Source organism: Salinarimonas sp. NSM, assembly GCF_052380005.1.
Classification (GTDB): Bacteria; Pseudomonadota; Alphaproteobacteria; order Rhizobiales; family Beijerinckiaceae; genus Salinarimonas.
Genome location: NZ_JBQTCJ010000002.1, coordinates 115106 through 128766 on the forward strand (window position 1 = coordinate 115106; position 13661 = coordinate 128766).

The window sequence follows — 13661 nt, forward strand, 5'->3', positions numbered from 1 at the left end:
TTTATTATAGGCTGGGCGATATATGGCGGGAGCTGCCACCCCATGCTAAATGCAGACCGACATCCGATACGACGTCGGCAGACGGCGAAACAGCGACGCTCTGATTTTGCGACCATCTGCCGGAGAGACACCGGCTGCTGGTGACCCGCGAGATGGGGGTGCCGCGGCCAACGGGCTGATCGTGCTGGAGCGGCTGTTCCAACGGCCGATCATCACCGTCAACGAGATGGCTCTCGCTCTGAACGTCTCGTATGCGGCAGCCAACCAGATCGTGCAGCGTCTCGCAGTGGCGGGAATACTGGAGGAGATCACCGGTCAGCGGCGAAACCGCGTCTACCGCTACACGCCGTACGTCGACTTGTTCACCGAGCGCGGCGCGATCTCCCGAGACGATGAGGACGCGACGACCCTTTGGTGACGACCGTCTGATGGACAGGCCGCGCGCTGGCCACCTCGCCCCGAGGCCGTTTCACCTCGAAGCAGGCGGACCTGTCGGCTCGACGCCGCTCACGCGCGGCGGCGTGCGTCCTTGCGCCGCAGGCGGACCACGACGTCCACGCGGGCGACCTCGAAGCCTTCCGGCGGCTCGGGCAGGTCCATCACGGTCACGCCCTCGGCCGGCACGTCCATCAGCTCCTCCTCGCCCTCGACGAAGAAGTGGTGGTGCTCGGTCGGGTTCGTGTCGAAATAAGCCTTGGACCCGTCCACCGCGAGCTGGCGCAGCAGGCCCGCCTCGGTGAACTGGTGGAGCGTGTTGTACACGGTCGCGAGCGAGACGGGGACGCGCGCGCGCATCGCCTCGTCGTAGAGCATCTCGGCCGTGATGTGCCGGTCGCCCTTGCCGAACAAGAGCCAGCCGAGGGAAACCCGCTGGCGCGTCGGCCTCAGGCCGACCCGGCGCAGCTTGTCGCGCAGGTTCGAGAGCGGGCAGCCGGGGCGCCCGGCCTGCGCGCCGGCGAAGGGGGCGGCAGGGGACGCGGAAGGAGCGCTGTGATCCATGGCGGAGTCGTGACGCCTCGTTCGGGTGAGCGGCGGGAACGCCCGCGCGGGGCGCTCGTTCTTTCCTTTGTAGGGTTTGCGCGCCGCACCCGCAACCCGGCAAAGCACGGAAGCGTCTCACCGGGACGTCGGCGCGCGCACGGCTGCAACGGTCGATCGGAGGTGGCGAAGCCGCGCGCCCGGCACCGGCCCGCTTCGCGAGCGGCACCGATCCGCGCTTTCGCGCGGCTCGCAACGTGTGTTACCAGGGCCGTCCCGAGCCGCGGGTCCGCCTTCGGCCAGGACGGGATTCGTGAGACCAGAAGAGGACCGGCCGCACGCATGAGCCAGACGCTCGCCAGAAAGCCCGAATACTCCTACGAGGAGCTGCTCGCCTGCGGACGCGGCGAGCTGTTCGGCCCCGGCAACGCCCAGCTTCCGCTGCCGCCGATGCTGATGTTCGATCGGATCACCTCGATCGGCGAGGACGGCGGGGCCTACGGCAAGGGCCACGTCCGCGCCGAGCTCGACGTGCGCCCGGACCTCTGGTTCTTCGCCTGCCACTTCAAGGGCGATCCCGTCATGCCCGGCTGCCTGGGCGTCGACGCGCTCTGGCAGCTGTGCGGCTTCCATCTCGGCTGGCTCGGCGCGCACGGGCGCGGCCGCGCGCTCGGGGTGGGCGAGGTGAAGTTCTCCGACCAGGTCTTGCCGAGCGTGAGCAAGGTGGTCTACGGCGTCGACCTGAAGCGCGTGTTCCGCTCGAAGCTCGTCCTCGGCATCGCCGACGGCTTCCTCGAGGCGGACGGCCGGCGCATCTACGAGGCGAAGGACCTGCGGGTGGGCCTGTTCCAGGCCGAGGCCGCGGGCGGCTGAGCCCGCCGAGACGCCGGACAGGCGCGAGCGCGGGCCGGACAGGGAGGTATCAGCGAATGAGGCGCGTCGTCGTCACGGGGATGGGCATCGTCTCCTCGATCGGGGACGACATTCCCCAGGTGCTCGAGAGCCTGCGCCAGGGGCGCTCGGGCATCGTCTTCGCCGAGGACTACGCGCGGCTGAACTTCCGCTGCCGCGTCCACGGCGCTCCGCGCGTCGTGCCCGAGGAGAAGGTCGACCGGCGTGCCATGCGCTTCCACGCCCGCGGCACGGGCTGGAACCACGTCGCCATGGACGAGGCGATCGCCGATTCGGGGCTCGAGCCCGGCGAGGTCTCCAACGAGCGCACCGGCATCATCATGGGCTCGGGCGGACCTTCCACGCGCACCGTCGTCGAGGCGGCGGCGATCACGCAGGACAAGGGTCCCAAGCGCATCGGCCCCTTCGCGGTGCCCAAGTCGATGTCCTCGACCGCGTCGGCCACGCTCGCGACCTGGTTCAAGATCAAGGGCGTGAACTACTCGATCTCGTCCGCCTGCGCGACCTCGAACCATTGCATCGGCAACGCCTACGAGACCATCGCGATGGGTCGCCAGGACGTGATCTTCGCCGGAGGCTGCGAGGATCTCGACTGGACCATGTCGAACCTGTTCGACGCCATGGGCGCCATGTCGACGAAGTACAACGACACGCCCGCCGTCGCGTCGCGGGCCTACGACGTCAACCGCGACGGGTTCGTCATCGCCGGCGGCGCCGGCGTGCTGGTGCTCGAGGAGTACGAGCACGCGCGTGCACGCGGCGCGAGGATCCACGGCGAGATCGTCGGCTACGGCGCCACCTCCGACGGCTACGACATGGTCGCCCCCTCGGGCGAGGGCGCGGTGCGCTGCATGCGCCAGGCGCTGTCGACCGTGAAGGTGCCCGTCGACTACATCAACCCGCACGCCACCTCGACGCCGGTCGGCGACGAGAAGGAGATCGAGGCGTTGCGCGAGGTCTTCGGCACGGGCGACGCGTGCCCGCCGATCGCCGCCACGAAGTCGCTCACCGGTCATTCGCTCGGCGCCACCGGCGTGCAGGAAGCGATCTACTCCCTCCTGATGATGAACAACGACTTCATCTGCGCCTCCGCCAACATCGAGGAGCTCGACCCGTCCTTCGCCGACATGCCGATCGTGCGCGAGCGCCGCGACGGGGTCTCGCTCGGCTGCGTGCTGTCGAACTCGTTCGGGTTCGGCGGGACGAACGCGACGATCGTGATGAAGCGCTTGGAGGCGTAGTGTTTCGCGGCGTCGCGCTTTCTCCTCGACGCCCCACACCCCCGGCCCCTCTCCACGAGGGAGAGGGGAGACCGGCGCAGCCGGCATGAGCGGCGCGCACATCCCGCCGCCGGACGGATGGTCGAGACGCCCGCGGCACACGCGACGCCCTCCCCTCTCCCTGGTGGAGAGGGGCCGGGGGTGTGGGGCGCCGGGTGAAGAGCTCGACGCCGCATCCACGCAACTCGATGATCCTAGAAGAAGCGACCAGGAGACCGACACGATGACCGGGCTGATGCAGGGCAAGCGGGGCCTGATCATGGGCGTCGCCAACGACCATTCGATCGCCTGGGGCATCGCGCGCACGCTCGCTGCGCACGGGGCCGAGCTCGCCTTCACCTACCAGGGCGAGGCGCTCGGCCGGCGGGTGACGCCGCTCGCGCAGTCCGTCGGCTCCGATCTCGCGATCCCCTGCGACGTCGAGGACGTCGCGACGCTCGACGCCGCCTTCGCCCGGCTCGACGAGGCCTGGGACGGCAGGCTCGACTTCGTCGTCCACGCGATCGGCTTCTCGGCGAAGGCCGAGCTCAAGGGCCGCTACATCGACGCCACGACGCGGGAGAACTTCTCGCGCACGATGGTGATCTCGGCCTTCTCCTTCACCGAGGTGGCGCAGCGCGCGGCCAAGCGCATGGGCACGGGCGGCGCGCTCCTCACGCTGACCTACGGCGGCTCGAGCCGGGTGATGCCGAACTACAACGTCATGGGCCTCGCCAAGGCGGCGCTCGAGGCCTCGGTGCGCTATCTCGCCAACGACCTGGGGCCCGAGGGTATCCGCGTCAACGCGCTCTCGCCCGGGCCGGTGCGCACGCTCGCGGGCGCCGGCATCGCGGACGCGCGCCTGATGTACGCCCACCAGGCGGCGAACGCGCCTCTCCGGCGCACGGTGACCCTCGACGAGATCGGCGGCTCGGCGCTCTACCTGCTTTCGGACCTCGCCGGCGGGGTGACCGGCGAGATCCACCACGTCGATTCGGGCTACAACATCGTCTCGATGCCGCGCCCGGACGTGCTCAAGGCGCAGGACGACGCCGGCGTCACCGACGCCTGAGGGTTGCCCCCGGCGTCGTCAGCGCGGCGCGCGCTTGGCCAGGATGCGCTGGAGGGTGCGGCGATGCATGTTGAGGCGCCGCGCCGTCTCCGACACGTTGCGGCCGCACAGCTCGTAGACGCGCTGGATGTGCTCCCAGCGCACCCGGTCCGCCGACATCGGGTTCTCCGGCGGCTCGGCGCGGGCGCCGGGCTCGGCCCGCAGCGCCGCGTCGATCTCGTCGGCGTCGGCGGGCTTGGCGAGGTAGTCGAAGGCGCCGAGCTTCACGGCGGTCACGGCGGTGGCGATGTTGCCGTAGCCGGTGAGCACCACACCGCGTGCATCGGGCCGCTTCTCCTTGAGGCGCGTGATCACCTCCAGCCCGTTGCCGTCGCCCAGCCGCATGTCGATCACCGCGAAGGCGGGGGGCGCGCCGTCGACGGCGGCGATGCCGTCCGCGACGCTCTCGGCCACCCGAACCACGTAGCCGCGGCTCTCCATGGCGCGCGCGAGGCGCGTCGAGAAGGGGCGGTCGTCATCGACGATGAGGAGGGTCATGTCCTCCTGCGTCCGTGTCGGGGCCTCCAGGCTCTGCGCTTCGACCATCGTCCTCGTACTCCTGCTTCGGTGGCCGGACTGCGCCCGTCCCACACCCGCCCAGTCGGCTCGTCCTCACGTGCCGAGTCGTTCCGTTGAAAAGTCATGTAGGACGCCCGGCGGGCTTATCCAGCGCAGCGCCGTCGGTCACGTTCTCGTGATGAACGATTGGTCGACGGAATGCTCAGCCGCCGGCCTCGAACGCGGCGCGCGACCAGGCCACGCGGGCGATGGCGCCGACCTCGGGGGCGGGGCCGTTGGTGAGGGTGAGCTGCGCGCCCGTGCGTTCGATCAGCGTCTTCGCGATGAAGACGCCGAGCCCGTGGCCCGCGGCCTCCTCCTCGGGCCCGCGCTTGTCGTGCCCGCGGGTCGTGACGTAGGGCTCGCCGAGCCGCAGCAGCACCTCGGCGGGAAAGCCCGGGCCGTCGTCGCGGATCTCGATCCAGACCTGCCGCTCGTCCCAGCCCGCCTCGACCACGACCTCGTCGTCGGCGAAGTCGACCGCGTTGTCGAGCAGGTTGGTGAGCCCGTAGACGAGGCCCGCGTTGCGCCGCCCACGCGGCGGCGCGCCCTCGCCCGTGCGGGTGACGCGGATGGCGACGCCGATGCCGCGCATCGGGTCGACGAGGTCCTCGACGAGGTGCATGAGCGTCATGCGCTCGAGGAACTCCCCGTCAGCCTCATCCCCGCGCGAGGTGAGCTGGCCGAGGATGCCGCGGCAGCGCTCGACCTGCTCGCGCAGGAGGGTGACGTCCTCGGCGAGCTCGTCGTTGCCGGCGAGCCGCTTCGAGAGCTCCTTGGCCACGAGCGCGATCGTCGCCAGCGGGGTGCCGAGCTCGTGCGCGGCGGCGGCGGCGAGGCCGTCGATCTGGGAGAGATGCTGCTCGCGCGCGAGCACGAGCTCGGTCGCCGCGAGCGCCTGCGAGAGCTGGCGCGCCTCCTCCGCCACGCGCCAGGCGTAGACGCCGGTGAAGCCCGTTCCGAGCAGGATCGCCGCCCAGACGCCGACCACGTAGACGAAGGGCAGTTCCAGCATCTCCCCCTCGCGCCAGGGCAGCGGCAGGTGCGCGAAGCCGAGGGCGGTGGCGCAGGCGACGACGAGCGCGCCCAGCAGCAGCGTGCGCCTGGGCGTGAGCGCCGTCGCCGAGATCAGGACCGGGGCGAGGAACAGGATCGCGAAGGGGTTCTGCAGGCCGCCCGTGAGGAACAGGAGGGCGGCGAGCTGGGCGACGTCGAAGGCGAGCAGGAAGGTCGCCGCGTCGTCCGACAGCCGGTGGCTCGCGGGGTAGCGGACCCGGAGCGCGAGGTTGAGCCAGGCCGAGGCCGCGATCAGCACGAAGCAGGCGCCGAAGGCCAGGGCGTAGCCGAGCCCGAAATGCACGCCCGCCACCGCCGCGCTCTGGCCGATCACGGCGAGCCAGCGCAGGCGCACGAGCGTGTCGAGGCGCAGGCGCCGGGCGCTTCCGGTGAGGCGATGGGGCTCGATGGCGTTCACGGGAGAATAGGTAGCGTGGAAGAGGTCGCTCGAACAGGAGCCGCCGTTCTCGTGCGCGTCTCGTGCGCGCGCCGACGGACGGCGATCTGTATCGACACAGAGACGATGTGATAAGAGGTCCTATGTAGGAATGCGGTCGACCGATCGCCGCATTCCCGCCAGGATGGGGAACGGCCGGGGGATCGGGTGGGTTCGCGTCACACCCGACCGCCGAGGTCGGCGCGGCCCGGGACGCCGGGCGCCGTTCGCGAAAGGTTGGCTGACGATGGATCCCGCTTACTTCTGGTACGAAGCCGGTCACATGATGCTGGCCCCGGCCCGCGCGGCGACCGACGCGACGCGCATCGCCTTCAAGAATCCCGTCAACCCGCTCACGCACACGCCCTACGGCAAGGCGATGGCGGCGGGCTGCGAGCTGTTCGAGCGCGTGACGCGGCGCTACGGCAAGCCCGCCTTCCTGCTCGACGAGACCCGCGTCGACGGCGTGCCGACGCCGGTCTACGAGCGCGTGGCCTGGGAGCGGCCCTTCTGCCGCCTGCTGCATTTCGATCGCGCCATCGCCGATCCCGATCGTCCGTCGGACCCGAAGGTGCTGATGGTCGCGCCGATGTCGGGCCACTACGCCACGCTCCTGCGCGGCACGGTCGAGGCCTTCCTGCCCAATCACGAGGTCTACATCACCGACTGGGCGGACGCCCGCGAGGTGCCGCTCGTCGAGGGCGCCTTCGATCTCGACACCTACATCGACTACGTGATCCAGATGTGCCGCCTGCTCGGCCCGGACGTGCACGTCATGGCCGTGTGCCAGCCCGCCGTGCCGGTGCTCGCCGCGATCTCGCTGATGGAAGCGGCGGACGATCCCTGCATCCCGCGCTCGATGACGCTGATGGGCGGGCCGATCGACACGCGCCGCTCGCCCACCGCGGTCAACCTGGTGGCCCAGGAGCGCGGCACGGAGTGGTTCCGGCGCAACTGCATCGTCAAGGTGCCGCCACCGAACCTAGGCCTGTGGCGTGACGTCTACCCGGGGTTCTACCAGCTCTCCGGCTTCATGGCGATGAACCTCGATCGTCACATCTCCGCCCACTGGGAGATGTTCAACCACCTCGTCGACGACGATGGCGATTCGGCCGAGAAGCACCGCGAGTTCTACGACGAGTACCTCGCGGTGATGGACCTCACGGCGGAGTTCTACCTCCAGACCGTCGAGACGGTGTTCGTCTCGCACGCGCTGCCGAAGGGCGAGATGACCCATCGCGGGCGCCCGGTCGACCCCTCCGCCATCACGCGCTGCGCCATCATGGCCGTCGAGGGCGAGCGCGACGACATCTCCGGCGTCGGGCAGACGCTGGCGGCGCTCGAGCTGACGCCGAACCTGCCGGACGACCGCAAGCTCTACCACCTCCAGGCGCGCGTCGGGCATTACGGCGTGTTCAACGGCTCGCGCTTCCGCGCCGAGGTCGCACCGCGCATCGGCGCCTTCATGCGCGCGCAGGAGGCGAAGGCGCGAGGGGAGGCGCAAGGCCAGCGTCGCCGCGGGCCCCGCGCGGTCGCCGGCTGATCGCGCCGGCATGAGCGAGGAGGACGATGCGCCGCCTCCCGGCGCCTTGGTCGCCCCGGCCGCGGCGCGCAACCGCGGCCCGATCCTCGCGGTGCTGCGCAGGGTCCTGCCGCCGACGGGCGTCGTGCTCGAGATCGCGAGCGGAACGGGCGAGCATGCCGTCCACATGGCCCGCGCGCTGCCGGGCCTCACGTGGCTGCCGAGCGACCCGGACCCGCAGGCTCGTGCGAGCATCGACGCCCGGCGGGCGCACGCGGACCTCGCCAACCTCGAGCCGCCGATCGCGCTCGACGCCGCCGCGCCCGGTTGGCCGGTCGCGCGCGCCGACGCCGTCGTATCGATCAACATGATCCATATCGCGCCGTGGGAGGCGGGGCTCGGGCTGATGGCGGGCGCCGGACGGCTGCTGCCACCCGGCGCACCGCTCGTGCTCTACGGCCCCTTCAACCTGGAGGGCCGCTTCACGGCCCCGTCCAACGCGGAGTTCGACGCCTCCCTGAAGGCGCGCGATCGGCGTTGGGGGATCCGCGACGTCGCCGACGTCGCTGCAGCCGCCGCTGTCCGGGACCTGTCGCTCGTCGAGCGGGTCGACATGCCCGCGAACAACATGATGCTCGTCTTCCGCCGCGGCGGGTGAGGCCACGTCGTCAGTTCGGGTCGGCGGTGGGGACCGGGTTCACCTCGTTCGCGGGCGAGTTCACCGCGGGCGTCTCCGTGGGCGCCGCGACATCCGGCGCGGACTCGAAGGCCCAGCCCATGTAGACGAGGAAGGCCAGCGTCGCGAGCGCCATGGAGATGACGAGAATCGCGAGGACGGGCCGGCCGCGCCAGCCCTGGCGCGCGCGCACGTCTTCGACTTTGCGGTCCATCGGGTACCCTTTCGTATCGGAACGTCGACGTCGCGCCGCGTCGGGCGGCGGCGTCGGGACACGAAGGGAGAACGCGGCGCGAGGCTGGGCCGTTCCGCGCCGATCCGCGTCCGCGTCGGCGTCGCCCAGTCGCCCAGTCGCCAGCCGCTCAGCCGCGCGCCTCGTCGCCGGAGGCGAGGATCGCCTCGACGAGCTCCTGCACCGCGAGCGCCTCGGCCAGCGAGGCGAGGCCGTGCGGCGCGCCGCGGGTCATGGCGGAGACCTTCTCGAGCTGGCGCGCGAGGGTGATCGGGCGCGCCTCCTCCTGCGGCAGCGCGCCCTCGGCCTCGCGCCAGGCGCCGTCGACGAGGCGCTCGGCGATCGACCAGTCGCGCAGGCGGATCGTGCCGTTCTCGCCGTGGAGCGTGAGGGCGTTGGTGTCGGCCTTCTCCGTCTCGCCGACGCGGCCGTTCACGCGCACGGGCAGCGTTCCGCAGGCCAGCTCCGCCGCGACCGCCCGCTCGCTCGCGCCGTCGACGGGATAGCGCACGCTCGCCGGCCCGAGCGTCGCGGGTCCGAGCAGGCGTCCGGCGAGGAACAGGAAGTGCGAGAGCACCTCGCGGGTGAAGCCGCCCTGAAGGCGCCGGTCGAGCCAGGCGGCGGCGTCCTCCTGCCAGGGGCGCGGCCAGGCCGCGAAGCCGACCTCGATGTCGGCCTCCCGCAGCCGCCCCACGGTGCCGTCCGCCATCCAGGCCTCGAGCTGATCGACGGCGGGCGACGAGGCGAAGGGAAAGTTCACCGCCGCCCGCATGCCGGCAGCGTCCGCGTCGCGCACGAAGGCGCGGGCCTGGCCGACGTCGACGGCGAGCGGCTTCTCGCAGAACAGCGCCTTGCCGGCGGCGAGGGCGGCGCGGGCATGGTCGAGATGCGAGGCGGGAGGGGCCGCCACGTAGACGCACGCGCAGGTCTCGATGAGCGGGGCGACGCCGTCGAAGCGGGCGATCTCCGGGAAGCTCTCGGCGAGCCGCGCCATCGCGGCCGGCGAGGGGTCCCACACGCCGCACACGCGCACGGACGACGCACCCGGCCCGAGCGCGGCCCGCAGCAGCCGCTCGCCCATGATGCCGTAGCCGATGATGCCGATCCCGATGCCGTCGCCGCCGCGATCCATTGACCGTCCCGAAGATGAAGAAGCTCCCGCCTGATTGCCATGGCGCCCCCGTTTCGCCAAGTGGCGAAAACGCGACAGCGCTGGGGAGATCGGCCCGGGCGGGATGCGGCGCTCGGCCCCTGGACAGGGGCGGGCGCGGGGCCGACACTCCGGCCGATCGGTGAGGACGCGAGACGAAGGGACCACATGCGCGACGAAGAACCCGCGAAGGGGCGGCAGCCGGCAGCGAGCCCCGTGCGCGCCGGCCGCGGGCCGCGCCGGCGCCCGCGTGGCCGCCCCCTCGAAGAGACGGCGCTCGCCGAGGTGCGCGCGCTCCTCGACGGCATGCCGCGCCGCCGCGACCTGCTGATCGAGGCGCTCCACCGCCTCCAGGACGGCGTCGGGCACCTCTCGGCCCGCCACCTGAAGGCGCTGGCCGAGGAGTTCCGCATTCCCGAGGCGGAGGTCCACGAGGTCGCGAGCTTCTACCACCATTTCGACATCGTGAAGGAGGGCGAGGCCCCGCCGCCGCCGCTGACGATCCGCGTCTGCGACGGCGTCGCGTGCATGATGGCCGGTGCCGAGCGGCTGCGCGGGGCGCTCGCCGAGGGCGTCGACCCGGCCGCGATCCGTGTGCTCGCCGCCCCCTGCATCGGGCGCTGCGCCGGCGCGCCAGCGGTCCACGTCGGCACGCGCGCGATCGAGCGGGCGACGCCCGAGGCGGTGCTCGCCGCGGCGCGGGCGGGCGACACGGTCGAGCCGGTGCCCGCGGACGCGATCGGGCTCGAGGCCTACCGGGCCGGGGGCGGCTATCGCCTGCTCGAGGACTGCCTGTCGGGCGCGCGCGACGCCGAGAGCCTCGTCGCGCTCCTCTCCGACGCGGATCTGCGCGGGCTCGGCGGCGCGGGCTTCCCGGCCGGGCGCAAGTGGGCGATCGTGCGCGGCCGTCCCGGCCCGCGGCTGATGACGGTGAACGGCGACGAGGGCGAGCCCGGCACGTTCAAGGATCGCTTCCATCTCGAGCGCGACCCGCACCGCTTCCTCGAGGGTGCCCTCGTCGCGGCTTTCGCGGTGGAGGCGACGCGGCTCTACGTCTACCTGCGCGACGAGTACGCCGGCGTGCGCGCGCTGCTCGAGCGCGAGATCGCCGCGGTGAAGGCGGCGGGGCTCGACCGGCACGCGCCGATCGAGATCCGGCGCGGGGCGGGGGCCTACATCTGCGGCGAGGAGAGCGCGATGCTCGAATCGATCGAGGGAAAGCGCGGCCTTCCCCGGCACCGCCCGCCCTACATCGCGCAATCCGGCCTGTTCGGCCGCCCGACGCTCAACCACAATGTCGAGACGCTCCACTGGATCCGCGACATCGTCGAGAAGGGGCCCGCCTGGTTCGCGGGGCTGGGCCGGCGCGGGCACAAGGGCCTGCGCTCGTTCTCGGTATCCGGGCGCGTGCGCGACCCCGGCGTCAAGCTCGCCCCCGCCGGCATCACCTGCCGGGAGCTGATCGCCGAGTTCTGCGGCGGCATGGCGGAGGGCCACATGCTCGCGGGCTATCTCCCGGGAGGCGCATCGGGGGGGATCCTGCCCGCTCGGATGGCGGACCTGCCGCTCGACTTCGGCATGCTCGAGCCGCACAAGGCCTTCGTCGGCTCGCACGCGGTCGTGGTCCTCTCGGACCGCGACGACGTGCGCGCCATCGCGCTCAACCTCGTGCGCTTCTTCCGCCACGAGTCGTGCGGGCAATGCACGCCCTGCCGCACCGGCACGCAGAAGCTCGAGGCCCTCCTCGCGGCCGGGCGCTGGGACCTGCATCTGCTGGGCGATCTCGAGCAGGTGATGCGCGACGCCTCGATCTGCGGGCTCGGCCAGGCGGCGCCGAACCCGGTCGCGAGCGTGCTCAACTACTTCGCGGAGGAGACGTGCTGAGCCCGCGCGCCCCCGTCGTTCTCGCGCGTGTCGCCCGCCGGGACGGGCGCTCCGGCGAGCAGGCGCGCGAGCACGACGTCCCACGCGAGCGTCTCGCGCCGCGCCGCGACGCAGGCTGCGTCGGCGTCGCTCGGGAGGCAGGCGCGCACGCGCGCGCGATCGTCGTCGGCGGCGGCGGCGATCATCGGCGTCCGCCGGTGCGGGCGAAGGCGCGCCTCGGCGCGATGGAGGCAGGCGCGCATGGCGCACAGCCGCCCGCCCGACAGGCGATCGAGCACGAGCTCGGGGATCGCATGGGCCGGCAGCACGCCCGTCGCCACCGGGACGCCCGCGTCGAGGACGAAGAGCGGCGTCTGCATCATGCCGGGCTCCCCGGTCGGTCCCGCGACGAGGCCGTTCTCGGCGCGGCCGCTCGCACGATAGGGCGCGTGATCGGCGCCGAGCGGCGGGGCGTGGTCGCCGAGCACCACGACGATCGCGTCCGGGTCGTGCGCCGCGAGCCAGGCGAGATGCAGCTCGACCGCCGCGAAGCTCCAGTACGCGGCGTTGGCCCAGCCGTGCACCGCGGCGTCGTACGGAGAGACGGCCACGATGTCGGGGCGCTTCGCCCGGTCGCGCTCGAAGGGGAAGTGCGCGGCGTTCACGAACGTGTAGTCGAGGAAGGGGCGCCCTTGCGCGAGGCGCGCGGCGATGCGCTCCCGGGCGTGCGCCAGGGTCGCCTCCGCCGAGAGCCAGCGGCCGTCGAGGTCGTGCATGGGGGCGAAGTCGCGGTCGAACTCGGCGTGCGTGAAGCCGATATGGCGGTAGGCGCTCTCGGCACTGAAGAAGGCCGGATGGCTCGGCACGCGGCCCTCCGTCGCGAAGCCGCGCTCGGCGAGGAGCCGCGGGAGGCACGGCAGGGGGCGCGCGATCGCGTTGAAGACGAGACCCGAGGCGTGCGTCAGGGCCGGGACGCCGCAGAGCACCTCGAACTCCGTGTTGGAGGAGCGGTTGCCGAAGATCGGCACGAGCGCGCGATCGCTGCCGCCGCGCGCGCGCCAGGCCCGCAGCACCGGCGGCGCGGGATCGGGCTCGTGCGCGAAGCCGGCGAGCCAGGAGGGGTCGACGAGGCTCTCGGCGACGACGATGTGGACGTTGCGCGCGGCGAGCGGCGGCAGCGCGGTCGTGCCGATCGGCTGCGGCAGCTCGGCGGCGTCGAGGTCCCCGGCCGCGGCGCGCACGTGGGCGCGCTCGACCTCCTCGACGAAGCGCGTCGCCGCCTGCAGCCAGTGCCCGTAGACCGGCAGGCTGAACTGCTGCATCGGCAGGACCTTGGCCACGGCGGCGGCGGCGGCGGGGGAGAGGCTCGCCGCGACGAGTCCGCCGACGACGATCGCGGGCGCGGCGAAGGCCACGGCGGCCTCCCGCGCCGTCGGCCGGCGCAGCCCCAGGGCGAAGAGCGCCAGCAGCGCGAGGACGATCGCCGCGGCAGCGGCGACCTGCCAGTACGGCAGCGTGCGCGCGGCGTCGACGACGAGGAGCAGGTCGCCGGCCACCGCGGTCTCCCCGAGCGCGGCGAACTTGGCCGCGGACGCAGCGAGCGGCAACGCGGCGAGGAGCGCGCACACGAACGTCGCGCGCCATCCCGGCTTCTGGACCGCCAGCAACGCCGCGCCGAGCATCAGCGTGAGCGCCCCGTCGAGGAACAGGCTGAACGCCCGCATCAGCGGCGGCAGGACATCGAAGGCGAGCGGCGCCGTCGCCGCCAGCGCCGCGGCCAGAACGATCAACGGAGCGAACGACGACGTGCGCGGCTCCGGCGGGCGGGCGAGGGCGCTCCGGCGGGTGCTCTCGACCAGGCTCTTTCGCGCAGTGGGCATGGCGGGCATGGCTCGTTGCGGCTCGCAG

13 protein-coding genes are annotated in these 13661 nt (G+C 72.5%); 7 read left to right on the plus strand and 6 right to left on the minus strand.

Annotated features, from left to right (window positions below):
* Nucleotides 1-49 precede the first annotated feature (49 nt).
* Nucleotides 50-418 (plus strand): hypothetical protein, encoded by a 369-nt coding sequence (locus tag ACTZWW_RS01865; protein ID WP_444779228.1) that lies wholly within the window; start codon nucleotides 50-52, stop codon nucleotides 416-418.
* Nucleotides 419-507: 89 nt separating this feature from the next.
* Here the strand turns inward: ACTZWW_RS01865 and irr are convergent, their stop codons facing one another.
* The gene (gene irr, locus ACTZWW_RS01870) at nucleotides 508-999 is read right to left on the minus strand and encodes a Fur family transcriptional regulator Irr (RefSeq protein WP_444779229.1); all 492 of its coding nucleotides are present in this window, start codon (nucleotides 997-999) and stop codon (nucleotides 508-510) included.
* A 321-nt stretch (nucleotides 1000-1320) separates the two neighbouring features.
* On the opposite strand from irr, the gene fabA reads away from it, so the two are divergent.
* The 3 genes from fabA (at nucleotide 1321) to fabI (ending at nucleotide 4221) form a co-directional block, all read left to right on the plus strand.
* Entirely contained in the window at nucleotides 1321-1851 is a 531-nt protein-coding gene (gene fabA / locus ACTZWW_RS01875; RefSeq protein ID WP_444779230.1) for a 3-hydroxyacyl-[acyl-carrier-protein] dehydratase FabA, read from the plus strand.
* Between the two features lie 56 nt (nucleotides 1852-1907).
* Nucleotides 1908-3131 (plus strand): beta-ketoacyl-ACP synthase I, encoded by a 1224-nt coding sequence (gene fabB, locus ACTZWW_RS01880; RefSeq protein ID WP_444779231.1) that lies wholly within the window; start codon nucleotides 1908-1910, stop codon nucleotides 3129-3131.
* 262 nt (nucleotides 3132-3393) lie between these two features.
* Nucleotides 3394-4221, plus strand: coding sequence for an enoyl-ACP reductase FabI (fabI, locus tag ACTZWW_RS01885; RefSeq protein ID WP_444779232.1), 828 nt, complete (start codon nucleotides 3394-3396; stop codon nucleotides 4219-4221).
* Nucleotides 4222-4239: 18 nt separating this feature from the next.
* Here fabI and ACTZWW_RS01890 read toward each other — a convergent pair whose 3' ends face one another.
* On the minus strand, nucleotides 4240-4806 hold the full coding sequence (locus ACTZWW_RS01890; RefSeq protein ID WP_444779233.1) for an ActR/PrrA/RegA family redox response regulator transcription factor: 567 nt from the start codon (nucleotides 4804-4806) through the stop codon (nucleotides 4240-4242).
* A gap of 175 nt (nucleotides 4807-4981) precedes the next feature.
* Nucleotides 4982-6292: an ActS/PrrB/RegB family redox-sensitive histidine kinase gene (locus tag ACTZWW_RS01895; RefSeq protein ID WP_444779234.1), complete on the minus strand. Its 1311-nt coding sequence runs from the start codon at nucleotides 6290-6292 to the stop codon at nucleotides 4982-4984.
* Between the two features lie 265 nt (nucleotides 6293-6557).
* On the opposite strand from ACTZWW_RS01895, the gene ACTZWW_RS01900 reads away from it, so the two are divergent.
* The gene (locus tag ACTZWW_RS01900; protein ID WP_444779235.1) at nucleotides 6558-7853 is read left to right on the plus strand and encodes a polyhydroxyalkanoate depolymerase; all 1296 of its coding nucleotides are present in this window, start codon (nucleotides 6558-6560) and stop codon (nucleotides 7851-7853) included.
* A 10-nt stretch (nucleotides 7854-7863) separates the two neighbouring features.
* Nucleotides 7864-8490: a DUF938 domain-containing protein gene (locus ACTZWW_RS01905; protein ID WP_444779236.1), complete on the plus strand. Its 627-nt coding sequence runs from the start codon at nucleotides 7864-7866 to the stop codon at nucleotides 8488-8490.
* 10 nt (nucleotides 8491-8500) lie between these two features.
* On the opposite strand, the gene ACTZWW_RS01910 is transcribed toward ACTZWW_RS01905, so the two are convergent.
* Together ACTZWW_RS01910 and ACTZWW_RS01915 are read right to left on the minus strand one after the other, a co-directional pair.
* Nucleotides 8501-8722: a hypothetical protein gene (locus ACTZWW_RS01910; RefSeq protein ID WP_444779237.1), complete on the minus strand. Its 222-nt coding sequence runs from the start codon at nucleotides 8720-8722 to the stop codon at nucleotides 8501-8503.
* Nucleotides 8723-8870: 148 nt separating this feature from the next.
* Nucleotides 8871-9872 (minus strand): Gfo/Idh/MocA family protein, encoded by a 1002-nt coding sequence (locus ACTZWW_RS01915; protein ID WP_444779238.1) that lies wholly within the window; start codon nucleotides 9870-9872, stop codon nucleotides 8871-8873.
* 186 nt (nucleotides 9873-10058) lie between these two features.
* Here ACTZWW_RS01915 and ACTZWW_RS01920 point away from each other — a divergent pair, with 186 nt between their 5' ends.
* Entirely contained in the window at nucleotides 10059-11774 is a 1716-nt protein-coding gene (locus tag ACTZWW_RS01920; protein WP_444779239.1) for an NAD(P)H-dependent oxidoreductase subunit E, read from the plus strand.
* Here the strand turns inward: ACTZWW_RS01920 and ACTZWW_RS01925 are convergent.
* On the minus strand, nucleotides 11750-13633 hold the full coding sequence (locus ACTZWW_RS01925; RefSeq protein ID WP_444779240.1) for a sulfatase-like hydrolase/transferase: 1884 nt from the start codon (nucleotides 13631-13633) through the stop codon (nucleotides 11750-11752). The two genes, ACTZWW_RS01920 and ACTZWW_RS01925, sit on opposite strands and share 25 nt — an antisense overlap.
* Nucleotides 13634-13661: the final 28 nt, after the last annotated feature.